This window comes from Frankia sp. CcI49, assembly GCF_001983215.1.
Lineage (GTDB): Bacteria > Actinomycetota > Actinomycetes > Frankiales > Frankiaceae > Parafrankia > Parafrankia irregularis.
Genome location: NZ_MOWP01000023.1, coordinates 134,520 through 158,041, shown reverse-complemented (window position 1 = coordinate 158,041; position 23,522 = coordinate 134,520). Strand labels below are relative to the sequence as shown.

The window sequence follows — 23,522 nt, the reverse complement described above, 5'->3', positions numbered from 1 at the left end:
CGTGGGTGGCGTGACCCCCGTGTCAGCTCAGCTCTCACTGCCCCGGAGCCGGCCGTGCGCCTCGCCCTCCCGTAGCCGGTTCAACGCTGACCGCGCGGCGGCCGCCGGATCCACCGCGCCACCGACGCGCCGCCGGGACCGTGGGGCACCGCCACGGCGGGCGGCTGCTGAACGAGTGGTGGGTGGCTCCTGCTGGGGCACGGATCTGCCCGCTTCGTGGGGTGGGATCAGGTCTGGCCGCGCGCCGAGCAGCCGTTCCAGCTCGGTCACGGCCTTGGAGGTCTGGCTCTTGACCGTGCCGACCGAAACGCCGAGGATCCGCGCGGTTTCCGCTTCGGAAAGATCAAACGCGTAGCGCAACACCACGCAGGCCCGTTTGCGTGCGGGCAGGGCCATCAACGCGGCACGTAGATCGACCGCGGCCGGTAGATCCGCGTGCTCACGAGCTTGTCCGGCGTGATCGCCCATCATGCCGAGTACCGCCAGGCCGCGGCGTTCTCTGATCATCCGGCGTAGTCGGCTCGTCGCGAGGTTCGCGAGGATGCGCCGGACATAGGCGATCGGGCTGTCCGCCGCGCTGACCCGATCCCAGCGGGACCAGGCCGCGGTGAGCGCGTCGGCGGTCAGGTCGTCGGCGACATCGCGGTCGCCGGTGAGCAGGTAGGCGAAGCGTGACAGCTCACGGTGGTGGTTCTCGAAGAAGATCTGGAACTCGTGCCGTGCGTTCGGCTGGCCGGCCAGGTGGCCCGAGCCGTCCGCCGGGTGCTCTGGGAGAGGCTCCGGCTCCTCGGTGTCGCCGCCCCACTGGGTGACCACGTCGCTGCTTGTTGCCAGGAGCTCCGCTCCCCAGTCCGGCGGGGCCGCTTCGAGTGGTACCGCTTCCAGGAGCGTGGGATCCAGCAACGTCGGATCCCACCGGGGTCGGTGATCGGTGCGCAGCCGAGGGGAATGGGCGCCGAGCTCCGCGACGCTGTCCACACTCACCAGGCACACTCCCGAGGCTTGTCTGGGCGATCCCGTGTGCCCTTGTCGCGGTGGCGCGGTGCTGGCGGCGCGGTTGTGTTAACCGGCGCGATAACACCGCACTATTGGACGGTACTCCGCGCTGGAAGTATCGCGAAAGGGGTTGAAGGCGACTAAATCGTGTCGCTGGGATGTTGTCGGCCGCGTCGGTCCGTTCAATCACTCCGGCACTGTCCTCGTGGCGCCCGTGATGGGCTGAACTTTCGTGTTTCATGTCCTGATGTCGTGACGGATGTGCGTGGACCGGTACCTGACCGGAACGGCGCCGGCTCGCTGGGCGGGTGCGCGTGGAACGGGCAGCCGTCAGCGGGGCCGTGGTACGGCGGAACGCGATACGGGCCGGGGCGGTACGCCCGCGATGTTCCCCGCGACGGGATGCGGGGTAGGCGAGCGGTATGGCCCCGCTGACTGACGCAGTGCCGCCGGACGCAGTGCCGCCGGACACAGTGCCGCCGGACACAGTGCCCCCTGACCCCGCCGTGGCTGGAGGCCTCGCCTCGCGTGCCGGGGGGCCGCGCGTTGCCTGCCGGCCGATGGTCGCCTGCCGGCCGATGGCAGTGGCCGCGGCGGTCCCGCGGCGTCCCGACAGCCCACCCCCGCTCGACCCACCCCCGCTCGACCCGGACGCGCCCATTCCGGACGACCCGGGCCCGCTGCTTCCCGACAGCCCGGATCTTCCGCCGGCGCCCCACGAGCCGTCCCCCTACACGCCCCCGGTCCCCGAGCGGCCGGAGCCGGAGCCGGAGCCCGTCTGAGCGCGAGTGCGCCGGGCCGGACGTGCCCCGCGCCGTACAGTGACCTTCGTGCATGCGGTGACAGTGAGCGCGCCCGGTGGCCCTGATGTCATGACCTGGGCGGAGGTGCCCGATCTTCCTCCGCCGGGGCCGGGCGAGGTCACGCTCGACGTCGTGGCCACCGCGGTCAACCGTGCGGACCTGCTGCAGCGGCAGGGTTTCTACCCTCCTCCGCCCGGTGAGAGCGACATCATCGGCCTGGAGTGCTCGGGCCGAGTAGCCGTGGTGGGCCCCGGTGTCGCAGGGTTCGCGCCGGGCGACGAGGTGTGTGCACTGCTTGCCGGCGGGGGGTATGCGACCCGGGTGAACGTCCCGGCGGGCCAGCTTCTGCCGGTGCCCGCCGGCGTGACCCTCGTCCACGCCGCGGGCCTGGCGGAGGTGGCCTGCACTGTGTACTCAACGGTCTTCGAACGCGCGGAGCTGGCGGACGGTGAGGTCTTCCTCGTCCACGGTGGTGCGTCCGGGATCGGGACCTTCGCGATCCAGGCGGTGCGGGCGCTGCGCCCGGCCGCGGTGATCGCGGCCACCGCGGGCAGCGCGGAGAAGCTCGCGCGCTGCCGTGAGCTCGGCGCGAACATCACGATCTCCTACCGGGACGAGGATTTCGTCGCCCGGGTGCGGGAGGAGACCGGTGGCCACGGCGCGGACGTGATCCTCGACAACATGGGCGCGTCCTATCTGGAGCGCAACGTCTCGCTGCTTGCGCCGGATGGTCGACTCGTCGTGATCGGCCTGCAGGGGGGCACCAAGGGGACGCTGAACCTGTCGGCCCTGCTGCCCAAGCGGGGCAGCGTGCACGCGCTGTCGCTGCGCAACCGCCCGGCCGGGCAGAAGGCGCGGATCGTCGCGGGGGTCCGGCAGCACGTGTGGCCGCTGGTCGCCGAGGGGCGCATCCAGCCGGTGATCGACCGTGTTCTCCCGATCTCGGACGTCCAGGCGGCCCACCGGATCGTGGAGGAGCTCGGGCACGTGGGCAAGGTCATCCTGAACGTCGGTGGCTGATCGGCCGGTGCTCAACAGCCGTTCATCGGGCTGACCAGGGAAGTCGTCGCCGCGGTTGGGTCAGGGAACGAATTCGGCCGTTGGTCACCTTTCCTGGTGTTTCGTCCGGCCCGCAGCGGGCCCATCATCCGGTGCGCTGTGGCCGGAGCGTGAACCGTTGTCGGCGCGAACAGGAGCCGGCGATTCCGTTGGATGGACTCGCCCGCTCGGGAGGGCAGGATGGAGGCATGACAGACCAACCGAAACCCCGCGTCGTCGTCGTCGGCCCGGACGGCGCCCTGCAGGAGGTCCGTGGGGCGGTCGGCGTGCCGCTCACACCGTCCGCGGAACCCGGCTCCCACCCGGCGGCCGAGGGGTCGGACGGCGAGGTCAAGAACCCGTTCGCCGACATGGTGTCCCAGCCCGACAAGGTCATGCGAATCGGCACGATGATCAAGCAACTGCTTGACGAGGTGCGGGCGGCGCCGCTGGACGACGCCAGCCGGGTCCGGCTCCGCCGGATTCACCAGAGCTCGATCGCCGAGCTGTCGGACGGCCTCGCGCCGGAGCTGAGGGAGGAGCTCGCCCGGCTCTCCCTCCCGTTCGACGAGAACGTGACGCCGTCCGACGGAGAGCTCCGCATCGCCCAGGCGCAGCTCGTCGGCTGGCTCGAAGGGCTTTTCCACGGGCTGCAGACAGCGCTGTTCGCCCAGCAGATGGCGGCGCGCGCCCAGCTCGAGGAGATGCGTCGGCGCGCGCTTCCCAGCGGTCAGCAGCAGCAGGGCGGCAACGAGCCCTTCGGCGGTACCTACCTCTGACGTCCTCCCCCGCGTGAACCGCGGGGGATTCCAACGGACCCTCGTGATCAGGCAAGCACCTGATCAGCTGGCCGGGCTCACCGAGCTCATGTTGAAGTCGGGGATCCGTAGCGTCGGCATTCGCGCGAGGGTGAACCAGTCGGCCCATTCGCGGGGCAGTGTCCGTGCGGTGGCGCCGATCTCGGTGGCGCGGCCCAGCAGGTCGACCGGCGACTCGTTGAACCGGAAGTTGTTGACGGCACCGACGACCTCACCGTCCTCGACCAGGAAGACGCCGTCCCGGGTGAGGCCGGTGAGCAGGAGCACCTCCGGGTCCACCTCGCGGATGTACCACAGGCAGGTCAGAAGCAGGCCGCGTCGCGTCGAGGCAATCATGTCGTCGAGGCTGGCGGTGCCTCCTCCGTCGAGGAGCAGGTTGTCGACCAGCGGGGTGACGGGCATGCCGGGCGCTGCGTCGGCGTGGCCGGCTGACCGTGCCGACGCACGGGTCTGCACGAGCGCGTTGAGGCGTCCGTCCATTATCCAGTCGGTCGGCCCGAGCGGCAGACCGTTGTCGAAGACGCTGGAGGTGGCCGAGGACGAGGTCGCCGTGACGAACGGTGTGGTTGCCAGGCCGGCCGCACCGGGGTCGCTCCACAGCCGCAGACCCGCCGGGCCGATCATCTCCCCGATGCGCGTTCCGCCGCCGGGGCGGCTGAACACCGTGCGCCCTTCGGCGGCGTCCCGGCCGGCGGCCGACCAGTAGAGATCGACCATGAGGTCGGCGACGGCTGACGGTGGCAGCAGCGTCTCGTACCGGCCGGCCGGAAGGTCGACGGAGCGGCCACACCATGCCAGCCGGGCCCGCAGGTGCTGGTCGGTCGCCGCGACGTCCACATCGGTGAAGTCAGGAGTGGACTGGCCGTGCCACACGGAGCCACCGGGGACGTTGCTCTTGGCGTTCCACTCCACCGAACCGGTCGGCTGGCTGTGGCGCAGCCGCAGGCCGGTCGACGTCCCGAGCCAGGTGGTGGTGAGGTCATGTGAGGCGAAGCCGAACAGCCGCCGGTCCTCGGCACGGGCGGCGCCGAACGCCTCGGCGAGATCACGGGCGAACGCCGCGAACACCGCGCTGCTGGTCCGCTCGGCCGGGTCGGTGAAGACGCCGACCGGCGATCCCGGCGACCCCGCGGACGCGGCCGGCGGGCCGCCCGCCGGGGTGATCAGCTCGCTGTAGTCCTCGGCGTCCTCCGACTCCCGCGCGGCCGCTTCCGAGGCACGGACCAGCGCCTCCAGGACAGCGAGGTCACCGTCGCCGCCCGGCCCGTCCACCGCGGAGGTGGTGCGCACGCCGAAGGACCGCCCGACGACACTGATGACCGTCACCGACCGGTCCCGGGCGGCACCGTTCGTGGTCAGGGTGTTGTTCGCCCAGCGCAGGTTGACCGTGCTGGACTCACTGGCGATGACGATCGCGCCGTCCGCGCGGGACAGTTCCAGCGCTCGCTCGACGATCTCGTGCGAGGCCCGGATCGCGTGTGCTGCCCCGGCCACCGGGAACCCCCCGCTCATCGCCCGCCCTCACGACGGGTGTTAAGGATGTTGACGTTGCGGAACAGTGCCGTCGGGCAGCCATGGCTGACCGCGGCGACCTGGCCGGGCTGGCCCTTGCCGCAGTTGAACGCCCCACCCAGCACGTAGGTCTGCGGGCCGCCGACAGCGTCCAGCGAGCCCCAGAAGTCGGTGGTGGTGGCCTGGTAGGCGACGTCGCGCAGCTGGCCCACCAGCTGCCCCTTGCGGATCTCGTAGAAGCGCTGCCCGGTGAACTGGAAGTTGTAGCGCTGCATGTCGATGGACCAGCTCCGGTCGCCGACCACGTAGATGCCGCGGTCCACCCGGCTGATCAGCTCCTCGGTCGACGGGCCACCGGGCGCGGGGAGCAGCGACACGTTCGCCATCCGCTGGATCGGGACATGGCCTGGCGAGTCGGCGAACGCGCAGCCGTTCGAGCGGTCCACGCCGAGCGCGGCCGCGTTCTGGGCGGCCATTCGCCGGTCGAGCTGGTAGCCGACCAGGACACCGTCGCGGACGATGTCCCACCGACCGGTCCGCACGCCCTCGTCGTCGTACCCGATCGTGGCCAGACCGTGGGGCGCCGTGCGATCGCCGGTCACCGTCATGGCCGGGGAGCCGTACCGCAGCGATCCGAGCTGGTCGAGGGTGGCGAAGGACGTCCCCGCGTACGCGGCCTCGTAGCCGAGCGCGCGGTCGAGCTCGGTGGCGTGCCCGACGGACTCGTGGATCGTCAGCCAGAGGTTGGACGGGTCGACGACGAGGTCGTAGCGGCCCGGTTCGACCGACGACGCCTTCGCCTTCTCCGCCAGCAACGACGGGATCAGGTCGAGCTCGGCCTCCCAGTCCCAGCAGCCCGCCGCCGGGCCGGCGACCATCCACTCCCAGCCGCGGCCGACCGGCGGCGCGATCGTGCGCATCGTCTCGAAGCCGCCGGCCGGATCCACCCGGGTCGCCTCGAGCTGGCAGATCACCCGAACCCGCTGCTGGCTGGTGTCCGTGCCAGCGGTGTCGGCATAGAACTTGTTCTCCATGACGGCCTCGAAGTGCCCGTCCACGTGATCGACGTCCTGGGCGGCGAACAGTGTTCGACACAGGCCGCCGACCCGCTCGATCTGATCCCGTGGGTCGATGGCGAACGGGTCCGAACCGTAGGCGGACACCCAGGTGGCGCCGGCGTGGACCGGCTCGTCGGCCAGCTCCACCGGTTCCGAGTTGAGCGGCCTGGCCACCTTCGCCATCGCCACCGCCTCTCGGGCGACGCGGACGGCCTCGTCCACCGTCAGGTCGACGCCGGCGGCGAAGCCCCAGGTCCCGTCGTGCACCACCCGCACCGCGAAGCCCGCGGTGACGCCGTCGGAGCGGCTCTCCAGGCCGGCGTCACGGAAGGAGAGCGACGACTCCTTGAGCCGTTCGACCCGGATGTCCGCATGGCTGACGCCGAGGTCGCGGGCGGTCTGGAGGGCTGCGTCCGTGAGAGCCGCGGTGGGCAGCGCACGGAACTCCTCGTCGATCTGATGCGGTGGCAGAGCCGGAGTGGCCGGATCCCCGGGAACGGAAGGCGCCATACCCCCATCCTGGCCTGTCGGCGCGCCTGCCACGCGATCGCGTGCTCCGTCATCGCGATCGCGTCGCCGACCGGTGGGGTGAGCCTGCCGCGAGCCATGCCACGAGCCGTGTGGTGAGCCGTGTGGTGAGTCGTGCCGTGAGCCGTGCCGCCGGGCGCGGCCCGCCGGATCAGCGCGGACGCTGCTGGCCTCCCGGCGGATGCTCGCCGGGGCGCCGACGGACAGGTCCGCGCCGTGAGTCGTCGGGCTCCCCACCAGAGGACGGCGGTACCGGTGGTCGTGGCGGTATCCGGATGCGGTGCTTGGCGACCGCGGGGCGTGCCCGCTCGTCGTCCTGCTCCGGCATCCCAGGGCCCGCGGCCCGGCGGGACAGCAGGGACCCGGAGGTGCTCAGCCCGGCACGGGTGCCGACGACGTCCCACCGGCGCTCGACCTCGCGAACGGCCGCGACCAGACTGTCCAGGTGTGCGGCCGGCGCCTGCCCGCCGAAGAGATCGAACGTCATGGTCAGCGCGCAGACGAAGTGACGGGCGTCCGGCGCGTACGGGTCGACCCGGGCCGGCTGGCCGGCCCGCGGCGTCACCGCGCTCATGTACAGCCGGACGACGCGCTCGATTCGGGCCGAGAGGTTCTCGAGGAACGGATCCTCCCTGGTGCGCCAGGCACTGCGCGGTGGCGCGGGGAAAACCGGGGTCTCCTCCTCCCAGTCGTCAGCCATGTCATCCCACGCGGCGGCATCGTTCTGGTTGTCAACGGGTGCTCCGGGCCCGGCGGGTTCTCCGGAACCGGCGTGCTTGGCGTGCTCCCAACGACCCGCGGCCGGATCGGGGTGCTCCGCGTCCCTTCGCGGGAGGCACCAGAAATCGTTCTCCAGCACCTCATCCGCCGGATACCAGTCCTCCACCGGATAGCCGTCGGCCACCTCGCTCGGTTCACCCGGCTCTGGCCGAGTCGCGATGACACCGCCGGCTGGCCATGGATCCGGATTTCCGGTGCCGGGCAGATCCGGGTCGAACAGGTCGGAAAGACGTATACCGCTTCCCTGTTCCGCGCCGTCGAGGTGCTGGCGGGGAGTGGGAAGCGGGGTGTGGGTCCACCGCACCGCGGTCGGATCCGGTCTCGACCGCAGGTCGGAATCGCCCCGATATCTGTTTCGGAATCGCCGCCGGAACAGGCGCCGGTCGCCCGGTTCGCCGTCGTCGCCCCGGGGACCGCGTCGCCGGTCGGACCGTCGGGGCCAGGGCGCGTGGACGGCTATGCCGAGCAGCACAAGGACCGCCCCCGCGACCGTCGGAATCAGGGAGATCCCGTGGTCGCCGGCGTCCGTGGGACCCGAACGGACCGTTTCCGGCGGTACACCCGGGAGCACAAGGTTTCCGTCGTGGTTGCCGTCGTGYGACGTGGCGGTGGACTCACCTGCGACCAGGGCGCCGACGCCGGCCGCGCCGGCCAGCAACACGGTGAGAAGCGCGAGCAGGAAGGCGGCGCGAAGCCTTCTGCGCCTGGCGCTGAAGACAGTCAATGCCACACCGATGACCGCCGCCCCGACTGACAGGCCCGGATGGAGGTCGTTGCTGGTGAGCACGCTCATTCCTGTTCTCCCCCGTATCGGTTCCCGGGGGATGCTGCTGCTGGCTCGATCGGCTCGATCGGTGCCGCTGGAGACGGGATGGAGGCACCCGTACGGACCGGTGCCGGCGCAACTCCGGCGCAGCAGAAGACGTGTGTGGTCGGGGAGGAACACGGCGCTCCACCCGGCCGTGGTTCCGCGGATGACCGCGCCCCCGTGCCAGACATCCGATGCACCTCCTCGGGTGCGGGAGGACCTGTGGAACGCCCCCGATAGGGTCTGTCGGGGTGTCTCGAATCGTGACTCCTGTAGCGCTGTGCCACAAGGTCCTTTTGACGAATAATCCTTGATCTTTCTGAGATCGCGCCGAAAGTCGATATTTGATTACGCGAAGATATAGAGTGGTTACAGGGTGTGATTATCCCCACTTTCTCTCATCATCTATATCTTGTCGATCTTTGAACTGATTTTCCATGCGTAGCGGTGGGCGTGAAGCGCATCTTTATGCTCTACTCGGGCTTGCCTCCCCGTGAGACGAACGGCGGCATCGTTCGTTTGCGTCACGCGCGATGCCCAACCGGGTCGACCGGTGGCCGAGGTGAGTACAGAGAGGCTGAATCGATGACTCTGACCCCGTTGGCGGCTGTCTGTAACACCGCCGCGTGCCCGGCGGTGTTCCTTGACGAATCGGGCGCGATCGTCATCCGGGGTGATCAGATGGATCCGCCGCCGGCCGCCGTGGTCCTGTCGCCCGGCGAGGCGCTGGTTGTCATCCCGCCGGCCCTGTTGCTGGAAGCGGCCCGGCGGCTCGGCCCGCTGTGAGTGGGGTGCGTCGTGGTCGCTGAGGCCGTGCATCGGCGTAACTGACGCCGTGCGCCGGCGTTTCTGAGGCAATGCGCCGGCGTTTCTGAGCCGGTGTGCCGGGTCGGGTGTGTGGCGGTGTGCCGGGTCGGGTGTGAGGCGGGCCGACGCTGCGGGCCTGGATGCGAGCACGGATGCGGGTCGGACTGGCTCAGGCGGTCGGAGCCCGCCACCCCGAGTACGCGGTGCCGGTTTGTCGCGGAACAGAGCCGGCTTTGGTAACAAAGTATTCCAGTGCGATTACGGAACGTGGTTGGATCCTGTCGGGTAACCGGGCGACCTGGTGCCTCGCTCATGCGTGCCCTGCCGGAGGGTCGCCAGCTCCGCCGCTATATTCAAGCGGCTACGGGCCCGAGTCCGGAGTATTCGGCCGGCCGCCCGCATATGCCTCCGATCCGAGCTAGTATTCGTGGCGGCCGGCGGTGTCGTCGAGCTGACAGTCAGGAGCCGCGGAGCGATGGAGCTCACCCCGTTGGTCGGCATGGCCTGCAACACGTCGGGATGTCCGACCATTTACACCACCGAGGGTACCGATCTGGTGGTGCAGGGTTATATTGTCCCGGATCGGCGCGGGGCCGGTGAGGTGCCGGAAGGCGAGACCCTGGTACGGATTCCTCGCCAGCTGCTCGTCGATGCGATTCGGAAGCTGCCCGCCGTAGACGGGTAGCCACCGACCGCCGAGAACCTCGCCGTTCGCCGGCCCGATGCAATGAGCCTTTTCCGTTGTCTACTCGGCCCTGCGGAACCCCTGACCGTGCACCGTGAGATGGAAAAGGCTCACTGACCGTACCGAGGTAACAATGGCGGATATCGGACCGGGCACGTCGTCTGCGTCTGCGTACGACGTCGACGACCACGGCGCTCGTTCCTCGGCGGTCAACATCGGCCGGATCCTCGGCTCCCTGCGTCGGGCCCGCGGCCTGACCGGCGAGGCCCTCGGTGCCAAGGTCGACATGAGTCAGGCGAAGATCTCCAAGCTTGAGCGGGGCCTGTTACGTCCCACTCCGGCGGACGTCGAGCGCATCGCCAGGGCTCTCGACGCGCCGGAGAACGCGTATCGGAACCTGATGGACGACGCGGAGAAGCTCCAGAACGCGGCCGCGCGGCGCGGCGGACGGCGCCGGATCGGCGCCGTCGGGCAGCACGACTACTTCACCGAGGAAGGGCGGGCACGGGAGCTGCGAAGCTACGAACCCGTGGCCGTCCCGGGCCTGCTGCAGATCAGTGAGTACACCCGGCGCGTTGTGAACGGATACTTCTCACTTCAGTACGCGGAGGACACGTCCGAACAGGAGTGGTACGCCGACACCGCGGCCACGGTCTCCCTGCGGGCCCAGCGGCAGGAGCGCCTTTACGAGCCGCAGCGGATCTTTGACTTCGTCATGATGGAATCAGTGCTCAGTAACCGGTTCGCCCCGCCGGCCTACATGCTCGCGCAGATCGACCGCATCGAAAAGGTCGCGGATCTGCCCAATGTCACGGTCCGCATCGTGCCCCGCGGGGTGGAGCTTCGGTTTCCGCCGGCCCAGGGCTTCACACTTCTCGACGATCGGGCCGTCATGCTCGAGTCGATTGAGGCGACAATTGTGCGGGACCGGCGGACCGTGGACTTCTACCGGCGGGTACACGACTACTTCGTCAAGAACTCCGAAACCGATCTGGCGCGGATGACCGATTCCTACAAGACCCTGTACGCGGATCTGGCGCGTCCCAGCTGACCCGCGCCGACGGGAGCACCAGGCCACGTCAGCGGTAGAGGCGCTCCAGCACCTGGGCGACGCCGTCGTCGTCGTTGGAGGCCGTGATCTCGTCGGCGGCCGCGAGGACCTCCGGATGCGCGTTCGCCACCGCCACCGAATGCCCGGCCCAGGCGAACATCGGCAGGTCATTCGGCATGTCCCCGAAGGCCACGACGTCGGTGGGCCCGATCCCGCAGCCTGCCGCAAGCTCGGCCAGAGCGACCGCCTTCGAGACACCCGGCCCGGAGATCTCGATCAGGTCGGCGCTCGACATGGTCACGGCCGCGTCGGATCCGGCGATGCTGACGACCGTCTGGTACACGTCGGTCATCACTGTTCCGCCCCGGCGGACGAGGAGCTTCGCGGTCGGCAGGAGGTCGAGGAGCTCCTGGAAACTGCCGACGACCTCGTCCGGGTCCGGCCACATGGTGAGGAACTCGGGTTCCCGCCCGAACCGCAACCCGCTCTCCACCGCGAAGGCCACACCGGGCACCACCTCCCGGATCGCCTGCGCGAGCCGCACCGCCGCCGACCGCTCCAGGACTGTCTCGCGCACCGCGACGCGAGCGTCAAGATCGTAGACGAGTGCGCCGTTGGCGCAGATGGCGAGGCCGGAGACCGCGGTCTGGCGGACGATGTCAGCCATCACCCGGGTGGGGCGACCGGTGACGAACACGACGGTCGCGCCAGCACCCTCGACCTGGCGCAGCGCGTCCCTGGTCCGGTCGGAGACGGTGCCGTCGGTACGGATCAGGGTTCCGTCCAGGTCGGTGGCGACAAGAGCGGGACGGGACACAAGTAATGAGTCAACCATTCGCAGCGATGCCGCACCATCGTCTGAGCGGGCTCGGTGGTGTCGGCTTCGGGTCGCTACCAGTCGATACCAGAGCATCGCCCGGAGTGCGTCGACCCACCGCTGATGTCGACTCGGGTAGCTCATCGAGCTGATCCGCTGTGGCCTCAGGTGTGCCTGCGGCCAGAGTCGAGGCCGGGTGCCTCGAGTGCTGATCGGCGTCCCTGGCCTGGTCGCATGGATCGGATCGACGATCATGGTCGGCGTCCGGCCCGGCGGCTGCGGGTAGCATGCGGGCATGGTCCTTTCCGACGCGCCCGACGCGGCCCGTCCGTCCGCGACCGGCGGTGCTGGCGGAGTGGGGGGTTCCGGCAGCGGCGCCGGGGCTGGTTCCCGAGGCGCGGCCGCGGCTGAGGGCGTCGAGTTCGGCGGGCCGGCTGCATCGGTCACATCGCCGCCGTCCGCCACCGAATCCGCGCTTGGCGCAGGAAGCGGCAGCCGGGAAAGAAAAACATTTGACGAACTCTTTGCGGAGCTCGCGGGAAAATGGCGCGACCGGTCGCCGGGCTCGGGCACCGTCGCCGCGCTGGACCAAGGCCTGCACCACTTGGGTAAGAAGCTTGTGGAGGAGGCCGCCGAGGCCTGGATGGCGGCTGAGCACGAGAGCCGCGAGCGAGCGGCCGAGGAACTCTCACAGCTGCTCTACTGGAGTCAGCTGATGATGATTTCCCTGGGCCTTTCCCTGGACGACGTATACTCGCGCCTGTGAGTACGTCCGTTTTCTCCGCGGCCGTGTGTGCCGTGTGCGCCGTCGGCGAGTGGTGATGATGCTGCGTATCGCGGTTCCGAACAAGGGCGGGCTCGCGGCTCCGTCCAGTCAGTTGCTGTGCGACGCGGGTTACCGTGCGCGGCGCGAGTCCGCCGAGCTCGTGATTGCAGATCTTGAGAACGACATCGAGTTCTTCTTCCTTCGCCCGCGTGACATAGCCGTGTATGTGGGTACAGGTCGGCTCGATCTGGGCATCACCGGTCGAGACCTTCTCGTCGACAGCAACACCGCCGCGCAGGAGCTCGTCCCGCTGGGGTTCGGCCAGTCGACATTTCACTACGCCGCGCCCGCCGGGGCGCTGAGCGACGTCCGGGAGCTCGACGGGCTGCGCATCGCCACCTCCTTCCCGGGCCTGGTGCGGACCGATCTCGCCGGGCGCGGTCTCTCCGCGCAGATCGTCAAGCTCGACGGCGCGGTGGAGACGGCGGTGCGGCTCGGCGTGGCGGATGCGGTGGCCGATGTCGTCGAGACCGGGCGGACGTTGCGGGCCGCGGGCCTGGAGCTTGTGGGCGAGTCGGTGCTCCACTCCGAGGCGATCATGATTGCCAAGCGGGGGGCGGAGCTGTCGACCGCTCATGAGCGGCTGCTGCGCCGGGTCCAGGGCGTCCTCGTCGCTCGGCGTTACGTGATGATGGACTACGACGTGCCTGCCTCCGTGCTGGAGAAGGCCTGCGAGATCACGCCGGGGTACGAGTCACCGACGATCTCGCCCCTGCAGCGCGAGGGGTGGGTCGCCGTCCGCGCGATGGTGCTGAAGGCCGAGGTCAACCGCACCATGGATGACCTGTGGGATCTTGGTGCCCGGGGGATTCTGGTCTCCGGGATCCAGGCCTGTCGCCTTTAGCACGGCGAAAGGCCTGGTGGCGTCACCGCTGGGCACGGCGCCCGGCGGTCCGCTGGCTGCGGCCGCCGGTCCGCTTTCGCCGACCGGCGGAACCAGCGTTCATGCTTTGATCGGAGCATGCGCGGGATCGGGAACGTCGGGCTGGCAACGGGTACTTCTGGACTGGCCTCCGATGTCGGCTCGCCGGCTGCGAGCCCCGGCGCGGTGGGAGCCCGGGGCGTGGGGGACATGGGCACGGGGCCCATGGAGAAGGTCCTCGCGGACATCCACGATGCCTTTCAGAGCCACACGTCGGGTTCGGTGGCCAGCTACATTCCCGAGCTCGCCACGGCGGACCCGGATCTCTTCGGCCTTGCGGTCACCACGATGGATGGGCTTCACTACCAGGTCGGGGACAGTCAGGTTCCGTTCACGATCCAGTCGGTCTCCAAGCCGTTCGTGTACGCGCTTGCACTGCGTGACCGGGGCACCGACGACGTTCTGGCGCGGGTCGGCGTGGAGCCCACCGGCGATGCCTTCAACGCGATCACGCTTGAGCCGGGGAGTGGCCGGCCGCTGAATCCGATGGTCAACGCCGGAGCGATCCTCACATCGAGCCTGGTTCTCGGCAGTGACACCGAGGAGCGTTTCGCCCGCATTCTGGATGGTTTGTCATCCTTTGCGGGGCGGCGGCTGACGGTGAACGAACGGGTTTTCACCTCGGAGCGCGGCACCGGTGATCGCAACCGCGCGATCGGCTTCCTGATGCGTGGCGCCGGCGCGCTGCGCGGCTCCGTGGACGAGATCTGCGACGTCTACTTCCGGCAGTGCTCGGTCGAGGTGACCGCGGCTGACCTGGCGGTGATGGCAGGCACGCTGGCCCACGGCGGGGTCAACCCACGCACCGGCGAGCGAGTGCTCGACGAGGAGCACGTCAACCACGTGCTGACGGTCATGGTGACCTGCGGCATGTACGACCGGGCCGGAACCTGGTTGTTCCGGGTGGGCCTGCCGGCCAAGAGCGGCGTGGCAGGTGGGGTCTGCGCGGTGCTGCCCGGGCAGCTCGGCATCGGTGTCTTCAGCCCGCCGCTCGACGAGGTGGGAAACAGCGTCCGGGGGGTCCGGGCGTGCGAGATGCTGGCGTCCCGCTTCGCGCTGCATCTGCTGGCGCCGCAGGGCGAGCCGCCGCATCCGGTGCGCGGGACACACCGTGGCGACGCGCTGAGCTCGAAGCGGCTGCGCGGTGCGCGGGAACGTGCCGCGCTCGCCCGATCCGGTTCCGCCATCATCATTCACGAACTGCAGGGCGACCTGGTGTTCGCCAGCGCGGAGCGGGTCGTCCGAACTGTCCGGGCGAACCTGGACGGTGTCCGCTGGGTGGTGCTTGACCTGCGGCGGGTCGCCGCGGTCCGGGAGCCCGCGGTCGAGCTGATCCGGGTCATGGTCGATGACCTCGCGGCGCAGGGAACGACGGTGCTCTTCGCTGATCCACGGGCGATACCGGGCGTCGCCCGGCTGATGCTCGGTACGGCCAACACGATGCGGCTGCCCGATCTGGAAACCGCACTTGAACACGCGGAGGAGGCCCTGCTCGCGGCCGAGGACCTGGCCACCCCTCCGCCGACCGCGCATGTCGACCTCGGAGCGCAGGAACTGCTCGCTGATCTCGCCGACCTCGGTGAGCAGGCCGCCCGCGCCGTCGCCGACGCGTGTGAGCGTCGTTCCTACGAGGTCGGTGACACGATCTTCGATGTCGGTGAGCCGGCGGACGCGCTCTTCTTCGTGACGCGCGGGGTGGTGAACGCGCTGGCCCCGAACTCCGACAGGACCAGGTGGTTCCGCCTCAGTGCGATTCCGGCCGGGAGTGCCTTCGGTGAGATCGCGCTCGTCGAAGGTGGCCGGCGGTCCACCCGCACGGTGGTGGCCCAGCCCGCGACCTGCGAGGTGCTGTCCGTCGAGGCCTTCGCGACGCTGCTGCGAGACCAGCCGGACGTGTACAACGCGCTGGTCCGTTCGATCGCGCGGAGCCTGTCGTCCCAGCTCCGCCAGGCCACGTTGGAGATCCAGTCGCTGGAGGAGTGACCGGCGAGGCCGCGAGACCCTGTAACCGCTGGTCATGCGGCCCCGCGGATGGTCAGCGGCCCCGCATGATCAGCGGCCCCGCATGATCAGCGACATGCCCTCGCTGCGGGTGGCCGGGCTCAGGAACTGGCCGCGCACCGCCGACGTCACGGTGGTCGCTCCCGGCTTGCGAACGCCCCGCATGGACATGCACAGGTGCTCGGCCTCGACGACGACCATGACACCACGTGGGTCCAGGACGTCGACGAGGGCGTCGGCGACCTGTGAGGTGAGGCGCTCCTGCACCTGCGGCCGCCGGGCGTAGAGGTCCACCAGGCGGGCGAGCTTCGACAGGCCGGTGATCTGGCCCTTCTCGTTCGGGATGTAGGCGACGTGCGCCTTGCCCGCGAAAACCACCAGATGGTGCTCGCACAGTGACGAGAAGTCGATGTCGCGGACGAGGACCATCTCGTCGTGACCCTCGTCGAACACCGTGGTGAGGACCTCCGCGGGGTCCCGGCCGAGCCCTTCGACCGCCTCCTGGTAGGCGCGGGCGACCCGGTCGGGCGTCTTGCGCAGTCCTTCGCGGTCCGGGTCCTCGCCGATGCCGATCAACAGTTCGCGGACGGCCCGCGCGACCCGGTCGTGGTCGAACGGCCGGACCATGTCGGGCCGCTTGGGCCGCTTGCGTTCCGTGCTCGCAGAACTCGCCGATGACCCGTTGCCACCGCCGTTGTTGGCGTCGGTTCCTTCGGAGAGGGCCGTACGCTGATCGACGCCGACGAGGCCCGAAGCCGGGTCACTCGCCTGCTGCGAAACGGTCCTCGCCTGCTCGGAATCGGCGGTCAACGGCGTCTCCTGTCGTCATCGTTGTCCCAGGTGGGTGGCGCCCACGGGTTCGAGATCCGGGGTGTCTCCGGCGCCGGGTCTCCGGCCGCCCCAGGTGCCTGAGCAGGGCCACCGGCGCCGGGTGCACTGTGCCCGGTCTGCGCCGGGTCGCCGCCCGGGGCCGGCGTGTTCTGGGCGGACGTCGGGTCGGCCGACCCCGCGGGACGTGCATGCCCGCCGGATCCGTTGCCGTTGCCGTTCGGCGCACCGCCGTTGGTGGCGCCGGGATGGCGCGTGCCGCCGTTCGCGGCGTGGCCGGCCGGACCGCCCTTCACCATGTCGGAGACGTTGGTCGGGACCAGGCCCAGCTCGGCCGGGGTCTGGACCGGCGGCCGGTCCGACGGGATGCGCCGCCCGACGCCGGTGTACGAGCCGCGGCTCGGGCGCTTCTGCACCGTGGCGAAGACCTCCAGGACGTCGTCCTTGCTCAGGGTCTCCGAATCCATCAGGCGCAGCACCAGGTTGTCGAGGACGTCCCGGTAGGTCACCAGGATCTCCCACGCCTCGTCGTGCGCGGCCTCGATCAGCCGGCGCACCTCGTCGTCGATCTCGCTGGCGACTTCTTCGGAGTAGTCCCGCTGGTGGCCCATGTCGCGGCCGAGGAAGACCTCACCGGACTCGCTGCCGAACTTGATCGCGCCGAGCTTGTCGCTCATGCCGTACTGGGTGATSATCGCGCGGGAGATCTGGGTCGCCTTCTCGATGTCATCGCTGGCACCGGTGGTGGGCTCGTGGAAGACGAGCTCCTCCGCGGTGCGTCCACCGAGCAGCACGGCCAGCCGGTCGAGCATCTCCGACCTGGTTGACAGGTACTTGTCCTCCAGCGGCAGCTGCATGGTGTAACCGAGGGCGCGCCCACGAGGCAGGATTGTGATCTTGTGAACCGGGTCGGCGTTGGGAAGCGCGTGCGCCACGAGCGCGTGACCACCCTCGTGGTAGGCGATGCGCTTCTTCTCCTTCTCGTTCATCGCCCGGGTCTTGCGCTCGGGCCCGGCCATCACCCGGTCGATCGACTCCTCCAGCAGAGCCGACGAGATGAATCGGACGTCCGACCTGGCCGCCAGCAGGGCGGCCTCGTTCAGCACGTTCGCCAGGTCGGCACCGGTGAAGCCGGGCGTGCGACGGGCGATGGTCAGCAGGTCGACGTCGGGACCGATCGGCTTGCCCTTGGCGTGGACCTTGAGGATCGCCTCGCGCCCGAGCAGGTCGGGCCGGTCGACGACGATCTGGCGGTCGAATCGGCCGGGGCGCAGCAGCGCGGGGTCGAGGATGTCGGGCCGGTTGGTGGCGGCGATCAGGATGACGCCACCCTTCACGTCGAAACCGTCCATCTCGACGAGGAGCTGGTTCAGCGTCTGCTCGCGCTCGTCGTGGCCGCCGCCCAGGCCGGCGCCGCGGTGCCGGCCGACGGCGTCGATCTCGTCGACGAAGATGATCGCGGGGGCGTTCGTCTTGGCCTGCTCGAACAGGTCACGGACCCGGCTCGCGCCGACACCGACGAACATCTCGACGAAGTCCGAGCCGGAGATCGAGTAGAAGGGGACGCCGGCCTCACCGGCGACCGCCCGGGCGAGCAGGGTCTTACCGGTTCCCGGCGGCCCGTAGAGCAGGACACCCTTGGGGATCTTGGCGCCGATGGCCTGGAACTTGCCCGGATTCTCGAGGAACTCCTTGATCTCCTGGAGTTCCTCGATCGCCTCGTCGGAGCCCGCGACGTCGGCAAACGTGGTCTTTGGCGTGTCCTTGCTGACCAGTTTTGCCTTGGACTTCCCGAAGTTCATGACGCGGTTGCCGCCGCCCTGCATCTGGTTCATGAAGAACAGCAGCAGCGCGACGATCAGCACGACGGGCAGCAGGTTCAGCAGCAGCGAGACGAGCACGTTCCCGCGGTCGACGGTGACGTTGTACTTGACGTTCTGCGCCTTGAGCTCGTTGGCCAGGGCGATGGCCTGCTCGGTCGCGAAGGACGCCTCGTACTTCTTGCCGTTCTCGAGCTTGATCCGGATGATCTGCTTCGAGTCCTGGATCGTCGCGTCGACCACACGGTTCTCGGGCGCGGCGCTGGCACTCTGGTCGATCTTCTGCTGGACGGCGCTGAGCTCCGTCTTCTGGTACTCACTCGGCCCGGACAGCACGCCTGTCGTGAGAATGATCACGAAGAGGGCCAGGAGTAGCAGGGGTACCCAGCCGCGGAAGATTCTTCTTGGAGTCATCTGTTTGGAACGCCGGACACAAGCGTTCCACCCTCCTGCCCTGTGTGCTGCCCTCGATCGGGATTCCCTTGTGCCGAGGGTACCGCCGGCACGCGCATCTCACCGCGCGTACATCCGAGCAACGGCCCGCGGGCCCGCCCTGTTCCACGCACCGGGGTCGGAACTGGGCGCGCCTCGTCCCGGAGGAGCCGTGAGCCTGCGTGGTGAGCCTCAGGCGCGGCGGGCGATCGCCTCGGGTGTCAGCGTTCCCACGAACGGCAGAGTCCGGTAGTGCTCGGCGTAGTCGAGGCCGTAACCGACGACGAACGCGCTCGGGATGTCGAAGCCCACATACCGCAGGTCGACGTCCACCGTGATGGCCTCGGGCTTGCGGAACAGCGCCAGCACCTCCAGTGACGCCGGCCCGCGTGACCGCAGGTTCTTCAGCAGCCAGGACAGCGTCAGGCCGGAGTCGATGATGTCCTCGACGACGAGGACGTCACGGCCCTCGATCGACCGGTCGAGGTCCTTGAGGATGCGGACGACCCCGGACGACGAGGTCGTCGACCCGTAGGACGAGACGGCCATGAAGTCCATGGTGATCGGGACGGACAGCGCCCGGGACAGGTCCGCCATCACCATGACGGCGCCCTTGAGCACCCCGACCAGCAGGATTTCGCGGCCGGCGTAGTCCGCGTCGACGCGCGCGGCCAACTCTGCGATCTTGGCCGCAATCTCCTCCTGGCTGACGAGGATGTCGTCGATATCCGGATGAATCCGGGCTCGAGCAGACTCATCTGTCGGATTCGAAGTGCGGTCGTTGTCGGGCTTCGCCGTAGCGGCCTGGCTCACCGGCCTGTCCTCCTGGTTGTGCGCTGGGTGGGCCGGCCCTCGCTCGCCGGACTCTGCGGCTTCGGCGACGATCGGGGTATCTGGACCGACAATGGCGATCCTGCCACCCGTCCGGCGTGCCAGCACGCCCGACGGGAGCGGCACGGGCCGCTGCCCGCGCCAGCGGGTGACCAGTTCCTCGATCGCCCAGACATGCCCGGCCCGCAGCGCCGAGGCCGAGGAACCCGCCGTCAGCGCCGCGCGCCGCAGCACGCGGCTGCGCACGGCCTGGGACAGGCCCGCGAGCGCTTCGACCTCGAGCTCCACCCGCGCGGCCGGCCCCGGCGCGGAACCGGCGGCGTCCCGCTCCGGCTCCTGGTCCCGCTCCGGTTCCTGGTCCCGCTCCGGTTCCGGTTCCTGGTCCTGTCCATGGTCCGGACCGGAAGCGGCGGTGAGGTCGGAGTAGGTCGCGTCGGCCAGCTCGTCCAGCGCCTCGGCGTCCGCGCGCAGCAGGTCGGCGGTGCGGGCGAGGGCCTGCGCGATTCCCGGCCCGAGCTCGGCCTCCAGCACCGGCAGCACCCGCGATCTCGTCCGGGCCCGGGCGAACGCGGGATCGGCGTTCGTCGGGTCCTCCCAGTACGGCAGGCCCAGGAACTGGCAGGCCTGGCGGGTCTGGTCCCGACGTAGCCCGAGCAACGGCCGGCGGATCAGCCCGTCAAGGGCCGGCATGCCGCTCAACGAGCGGGCGCCGGAGCCCCGGGCCAGGCGTAGCAGCACGGTCTCGGCCTGATCGTCGAGGGTGTGGCCGAGCAGTACGGCGTGTGCGTCGAGACGTCGAGCCGCCGCGAGCAGGGCTTTCCTACGCTCGTCCCGGGCGGCGCCCTCAGAGCGGGGGGACGGGGCCGCGAGGATCTCCACCGGGGACAGCCCCAGCGCCCGGCCCTGAGCCGCGACCTCCTCGGCCCGCGCGCGTGAGTTGTCATCCCAGGCGTGATCCACCGTCAGCAGGCCGGCCCGCAGCGCACGCCGGGGAGCGACGAAGGCCACCGCGGCCGCAAGCGCCAACGAGTCGGCGCCACCCGAACAGGCGACCAGCACCAGGGCGCCCGGTGGAAGGTCGGCCACCGCGTCGCGGACACCGAGGCGCACCGCCGCGACGGCCGGTGCGGGCATGCCCCGCGGGGTCTGGGGCGCCGCCGGCCGAGCCGCCGTCACGAAGACCTGGCCGACACGTTGACCCGGGCCCTCAGGCCGTCAGGCCGACATCGACGGCCGGGTGCCGAGCACCCGCAGCATCCACGCCCCGGGGTCGGCCAGCTCCGACCTGGTCGGCAGCGTCTGCGGCGACTGCCAGACGTGGTTGAAGCCCTCGACACCGGCGTCGGCCACCACGGCCCGGACGAAGGCGCCGCCCTGGCGGTACTGCTGCATCTTCAGGTCGAGCCCGAGCAGACGCCGCAGGAACCGGTCGATGGGCGAGCCGCCGGAGCGACGGTTGTCGAACTTGGCCCGGATGTCGGCCACCGTCGGCACGACCAGCGGGCCGACCGCGTCCATGACCTGGTCGGCGTGGCCCTCCAGCAGGGTCATCAGCGCCTGGAGCCGGTCCAGGACGGCGCGCTGCGCCGGTGTCTGCAACGCCTCCACCACGCTCGGCGCGTCCGGGCCGTGATCGCGGACGGCGCTGCGCAGCGCCGTCACGGCCGCGCGCACCCGGTCGGCAAGGACGTCCGGGTCGAGATCGGTGGCGGCGATGAACGACGTGATCTCGGACTCGAGGTGCTCGCGAAGCCAGGGAACCGCGGTGAACTGGCTGCGGTGGGTCTGCTCGTGCAGGCACACCCAGAGCCGGAAGTCACGCGGGACGACGTTGAGCGCCTCCTCGGCGTGGGCGATGTTGGGTGCCACCAGGCTCAGCCGACCCACCGGGAGCGCCGCCACCGCGGCCGCTGCGGCCGCGGGCTTGGCGAGCGACGGCAGACCCGCGCCGGGCCCGCCCTCCTCGTACTCCTCCGGCGGCAGGAAGATCTCGAACTGGCCGAGAACCTTGCCGGCGAGGTAGGCCAGGGCGGAGCCGATCTGGATCCCGGTGACGCGGCGCCCCACGTTCGCGGAGAGGCGGCTGCGGTTCTGGTCGGAAAGCTTCTCCATCAGCGGCGCGGTGGCGACCCGCAGGCCCGCGACGTTGGAACGCACCCATTCGGGTCGGTCGACGACCGCGATCGGCGTCGCGGGACCGGCGGGAACCAGCTGCGTGTAGTCCTGTACGTGGCCCTCGGCGACCACGGCGAGCCTGCGAAGCTCGGAGACGATTTCATCCGCCTGCGCTCGGGTGCGCTGCGGGCCAGGACGGACGAGTTTCTTGGCAGTTGCTACAGCGAGGCCCCAGTCGACCAGCTCAGCGTCCACGAATACGAGCGTACCGGGCCTCCGGCGGGTTGGCCTGCCCGATCGGACGACCCGCTTGCGGAAGGCAGCCGCCCGGCCGGAGCCGGATCAGCGCCCGGCCGAGGCAGACGGCTGGGCCGGTGTCTGAGCGCCCGAGGCTCCCGCGGCACCCGCGCCGCCGGTACTCGGCACGTTGGTGGATGTCGTCGCCGAGCACCCGCACGAGGCGAGAGCGGTGGCCACCCGATCCAGCGCCATCTTGGTGAGGCCCTGCTCCTCGACCGGCGCGAACAGCCCGAACAGCAGCAGCCGACCGTCGGCGTCGGTGACCATGCCGGCAAGACTTGTCACGATGCGCAGGCTCCCCGTCTTCGCCCGGACGACGCCCGCTGCCGCGGAGGTGTCCCCGGCGCTGTAGCGGTCGCCGAGAGTGCCGGTGAAGCCCGCCACCGGCAGCCCGGACAGCACGGTCCGCAATGCCGGATGCCCGGGCATGACCGCCGTCCGCAGGGCCGCGACCAGGGTCGCCGGTGCGATTCGGTCCTCGATGGAAAGCCCGCTGGTGTCCTGCAGCGAGGCTCCGTCGGTGGGGATCCCCGCGTCGCGCAGCGCCGCGAGCACACCGGCGGAGGCGCCGGCGAACGTCGCCGGCAGCCCGCGGGCGACCGCGACCTGACGGCCCAGGCTCTCCGCCAGATCGTTGTCGGAGTCGGTGAGCATGCGCTCGACCAGCACCGGGATCGTCGGGCTCTGGACGGAGGCGACCTCCTGCGCGCCGGCATCCGCGCGGCCGGTCGCCACGGTGCCGACCGAGACACCCGCCGTGCGCAGTGCCGAGGCGAAGGCCCCGGCCGCGGCCGCGTCCGGGGTGGTTGTGCGTGCCCCGGCCGCACCGGGTGCCCGGCGCCCGGCATCCACCTCCAGCGCCGACACCGGTGTGACATTGCCGTCGGTGACGTATCCGTCGCGCCAGCCGGCGGCCTGGGCGGGCCCCTCGTAGGCGGTACCGTCGCCGATCACCGTGGCGACGGAGGTGATCCCGGCGTCGTGGACCTGCTCGGCCAGGTCGCTCAGGCGGGCGGCGGGCGGGTAGCCGCCGGGCTCCGTGCTCGCGGTCAGGGTGGGATCACCACCGCCGACCAGCCACAGCGTTCCCCCCGGCGAGGTGGCGGAGCCGCCCGCCGGGGGCAGGTAGACCACCCGGGTGACCAGGCGTTTGTCGGGGTCGAGTGTGGTGAGCGCCGCGGTCGCCGTGGCGATCTTGATCGTCGAGGCGGGGGCGGTCGGCTCGGTGGAGCGCTGGGCGAACAGCACCTGACCGGTCAGTGCGTCGACGACCAGGGCGGCCGGGTTGCCGAGCACGGGGTCGGCGAGTGCCTCGGTCAGCCGCGCGGTGACCGCTGCCGGATCGGCCTGTGGTGCGTCGGGGTCGAGCCCGGGCAGGGCGGACGCCTCGACCCGGGTGCCCGAGCCGGGCGACGCCGGGCCGCCCGGGGTTGCCGTGGGCCCGGGTGTGGGCGACAGAGATCCGGCCAGCAGCGCGCCGGCCAGGGCCGTGAGGCCACCGGTGCGCGCGGCCAGCGGCACTGTTGTCACCAGCGGAAGACTACGCAGGCTGGCTGTGGCTGGACAGCGTCGTGCCGTCCACGTGTCGGCCTGGTATTTTTGAGATCTTGATGTCGCTTGTGGTGGACGCCCTCGTTTGGGTCCCCGAACGTCGGGGCTCTCGAACGTCCGGGCGCTCGAGCAGCGGGGGTGCCCAGGTCACCGGCCGCGGCTGCGTGGCCTTCAGCCGGGCGGGAACATCTCTGA

At 70.3% G+C, this 23,522-nt stretch carries 19 protein-coding genes; 9 read left to right on the top strand and 10 right to left on the bottom strand.

The features are described from left to right. Positions 1-27: 27 nt before the first annotated feature. Entirely contained in the window at positions 28-984 is a 957-nt protein-coding gene (locus CcI49_RS21280; protein WP_076828862.1) for a SigE family RNA polymerase sigma factor, read from the bottom strand. 590 nt (positions 985-1,574) lie between these two features. Here CcI49_RS21280 and CcI49_RS21275 point away from each other — a divergent pair. The 3 genes from CcI49_RS21275 to CcI49_RS21265 all read left to right on the top strand — a co-directional run bounded on the left by CcI49_RS21275 (position 1,575) and on the right by CcI49_RS21265 (position 3,616). Continuing rightward, complete coding sequence (locus tag CcI49_RS21275; protein WP_054568997.1) at positions 1,575-1,778, top strand: hypothetical protein; 204 nt, start codon at positions 1,575-1,577, stop codon at positions 1,776-1,778. A 48-nt stretch (positions 1,779-1,826) separates the two neighbouring features. Continuing rightward, positions 1,827-2,819, top strand: a complete 993-nt coding sequence (locus tag CcI49_RS21270) for an NAD(P)H-quinone oxidoreductase (RefSeq protein ID WP_076828860.1) — start codon at positions 1,827-1,829, stop codon at positions 2,817-2,819. 227 nt (positions 2,820-3,046) lie between these two features. Next, complete coding sequence (locus CcI49_RS21265) at positions 3,047-3,616, top strand: bacterial proteasome activator family protein (protein ID WP_054568999.1); 570 nt, start codon at positions 3,047-3,049, stop codon at positions 3,614-3,616. Positions 3,617-3,679: 63 nt separating this feature from the next. On the opposite strand, the gene CcI49_RS21260 is transcribed toward CcI49_RS21265, so the two are convergent. The 3 genes from CcI49_RS21260 to CcI49_RS21250 form a co-directional block, all read right to left on the bottom strand. Then, positions 3,680-5,167 (bottom strand): metallopeptidase TldD-related protein, encoded by a 1,488-nt coding sequence (locus CcI49_RS21260; RefSeq protein ID WP_076828824.1) that lies wholly within the window; start codon positions 5,165-5,167, stop codon positions 3,680-3,682. Continuing rightward, complete coding sequence (locus CcI49_RS21255) at positions 5,164-6,735, bottom strand: TldD/PmbA family protein (protein ID WP_054569001.1); 1,572 nt, start codon at positions 6,733-6,735, stop codon at positions 5,164-5,166. Before CcI49_RS21255 ends, CcI49_RS21260 begins: the two co-directional genes overlap by 4 nt. A 169-nt stretch (positions 6,736-6,904) precedes the next feature. Further along, entirely contained in the window at positions 6,905-8,326 is a 1,422-nt protein-coding gene (locus CcI49_RS21250; protein WP_076828822.1) for a hypothetical protein, read from the bottom strand. Between the two features lie 600 nt (positions 8,327-8,926). On the opposite strand from CcI49_RS21250, the gene CcI49_RS21245 reads away from it, so the two are divergent. The 3 genes from CcI49_RS21245 to CcI49_RS21235 all read left to right on the top strand — a co-directional run bounded on the left by CcI49_RS21245 (position 8,927) and on the right by CcI49_RS21235 (position 10,884). Then, a complete protein-coding gene (locus tag CcI49_RS21245; RefSeq protein WP_076828820.1) occupies positions 8,927-9,127 on the top strand; it encodes a hypothetical protein in 201 nt (66 codons plus the stop codon). 496 nt (positions 9,128-9,623) lie between these two features. Continuing rightward, complete coding sequence (locus CcI49_RS21240) at positions 9,624-9,833, top strand: hypothetical protein (RefSeq protein ID WP_054569004.1); 210 nt, start codon at positions 9,624-9,626, stop codon at positions 9,831-9,833. Between the two features lie 133 nt (positions 9,834-9,966). Then, positions 9,967-10,884 carry a helix-turn-helix transcriptional regulator gene (locus CcI49_RS21235; RefSeq protein ID WP_054569005.1) on the top strand — a complete coding sequence of 306 codons (918 nt, stop codon included), beginning with the start codon at positions 9,967-9,969 and terminating at the stop codon, positions 10,882-10,884. Between the two features lie 28 nt (positions 10,885-10,912). Here CcI49_RS21235 and CcI49_RS21230 read toward each other — a convergent pair whose 3' ends face one another. Beyond that, positions 10,913-11,719: an HAD family hydrolase gene (locus tag CcI49_RS21230; RefSeq protein ID WP_054569006.1), complete on the bottom strand. Its 807-nt coding sequence runs from the start codon at positions 11,717-11,719 to the stop codon at positions 10,913-10,915. A gap of 277 nt (positions 11,720-11,996) precedes the next feature. Between CcI49_RS21230 and CcI49_RS21225 the strand changes: the two genes are divergently transcribed. The 3 genes from CcI49_RS21225 (at position 11,997) to glsA (ending at position 15,432) form a co-directional block, all read left to right on the top strand. Then, a complete protein-coding gene (locus tag CcI49_RS21225; RefSeq protein WP_054569007.1) occupies positions 11,997-12,467 on the top strand; it encodes a phosphoribosyl-ATP diphosphatase in 471 nt (156 codons plus the stop codon). Positions 12,468-12,525: 58 nt separating this feature from the next. Beyond that, the gene (gene hisG, locus CcI49_RS21220) at positions 12,526-13,371 is read left to right on the top strand and encodes an ATP phosphoribosyltransferase (protein WP_076828858.1); all 846 of its coding nucleotides are present in this window, start codon (positions 12,526-12,528) and stop codon (positions 13,369-13,371) included. 228 nt (positions 13,372-13,599) lie between these two features. Then, entirely contained in the window at positions 13,600-15,432 is a 1,833-nt protein-coding gene (gene glsA, locus CcI49_RS21215; RefSeq protein ID WP_054569008.1) for a glutaminase A, read from the top strand. 69 nt (positions 15,433-15,501) lie between these two features. Here the strand turns inward: glsA and folE are convergent, their stop codons facing one another. The 5 genes from folE to dacB form a co-directional block, all read right to left on the bottom strand. Further along, entirely contained in the window at positions 15,502-16,260 is a 759-nt protein-coding gene (gene folE / locus CcI49_RS21210; protein WP_054569009.1) for a GTP cyclohydrolase I FolE, read from the bottom strand. Next, positions 16,257-18,512, bottom strand: a complete 2,256-nt coding sequence (ftsH, locus tag CcI49_RS21205) for an ATP-dependent zinc metalloprotease FtsH (RefSeq protein ID WP_076828818.1) — start codon at positions 18,510-18,512, stop codon at positions 16,257-16,259. Before ftsH ends, folE begins: the two co-directional genes overlap by 4 nt. Before the next feature lie 210 nt (positions 18,513-18,722). Then, on the bottom strand, positions 18,723-20,495 hold the full coding sequence (gene hpt / locus CcI49_RS21200) for a hypoxanthine phosphoribosyltransferase (protein ID WP_076828816.1): 1,773 nt from the start codon (positions 20,493-20,495) through the stop codon (positions 18,723-18,725). 81 nt (positions 20,496-20,576) lie between these two features. Beyond that, entirely contained in the window at positions 20,577-21,731 is a 1,155-nt protein-coding gene (locus CcI49_RS21195) for a zinc-dependent metalloprotease (RefSeq protein ID WP_054569011.1), read from the bottom strand. An 87-nt stretch (positions 21,732-21,818) separates the two neighbouring features. Further along, a complete protein-coding gene (gene dacB / locus CcI49_RS21190; protein ID WP_054569012.1) occupies positions 21,819-23,297 on the bottom strand; it encodes a D-alanyl-D-alanine carboxypeptidase/D-alanyl-D-alanine-endopeptidase in 1,479 nt (492 codons plus the stop codon). Between the last annotated feature and the right edge of the window lie 225 nt (positions 23,298-23,522).

What these genes read in the sequence shown, in the direction of transcription:
- CcI49_RS21265 (WP_054568999.1), top strand. Translation starts at nt 3,047, where the DNA reads ATGACAGACCAACCGAAACCCCGCGTCGTCGTCGTCGGCCCGGACGGC.
- glsA (WP_054569008.1), top strand. Translation starts at nt 13,600, where the DNA reads ATGGGCACGGGGCCCATGGAGAAGGTCCTCGCGGACATCCACGATGCC.
- hisG (WP_076828858.1), top strand. Translation starts at nt 12,526, where the DNA reads ATGCTGCGTATCGCGGTTCCGAACAAGGGCGGGCTCGCGGCTCCGTCC.
- CcI49_RS21260 (WP_076828824.1), bottom strand. Translation starts at nt 5,167, where the DNA reads ATGAGCGGGGGGTTCCCGGTGGCCGGGGCAGCACACGCGATCCGGGCC.
- CcI49_RS21245 (WP_076828820.1), top strand. Translation starts at nt 8,927, where the DNA reads ATGACTCTGACCCCGTTGGCGGCTGTCTGTAACACCGCCGCGTGCCCG.
- CcI49_RS21235 (WP_054569005.1), top strand. Translation starts at nt 9,967, where the DNA reads ATGGCGGATATCGGACCGGGCACGTCGTCTGCGTCTGCGTACGACGTC.
- CcI49_RS21255 (WP_054569001.1), bottom strand. Translation starts at nt 6,735, where the DNA reads ATGGCGCCTTCCGTTCCCGGGGATCCGGCCACTCCGGCTCTGCCACCG.
- CcI49_RS21275 (WP_054568997.1), top strand. Translation starts at nt 1,575, where the DNA reads ATGGCAGTGGCCGCGGCGGTCCCGCGGCGTCCCGACAGCCCACCCCCG.
- CcI49_RS21225 (WP_054569007.1), top strand. Translation starts at nt 11,997, where the DNA reads ATGGTCCTTTCCGACGCGCCCGACGCGGCCCGTCCGTCCGCGACCGGC.
- CcI49_RS21230 (WP_054569006.1), bottom strand. Translation starts at nt 11,719, where the DNA reads ATGGTTGACTCATTACTTGTGTCCCGTCCCGCTCTTGTCGCCACCGAC.
- hpt (WP_076828816.1), bottom strand. Translation starts at nt 20,495, where the DNA reads ATGCCCGCACCGGCCGTCGCGGCGGTGCGCCTCGGTGTCCGCGACGCG.
- CcI49_RS21240 (WP_054569004.1), top strand. Translation starts at nt 9,624, where the DNA reads ATGGAGCTCACCCCGTTGGTCGGCATGGCCTGCAACACGTCGGGATGT.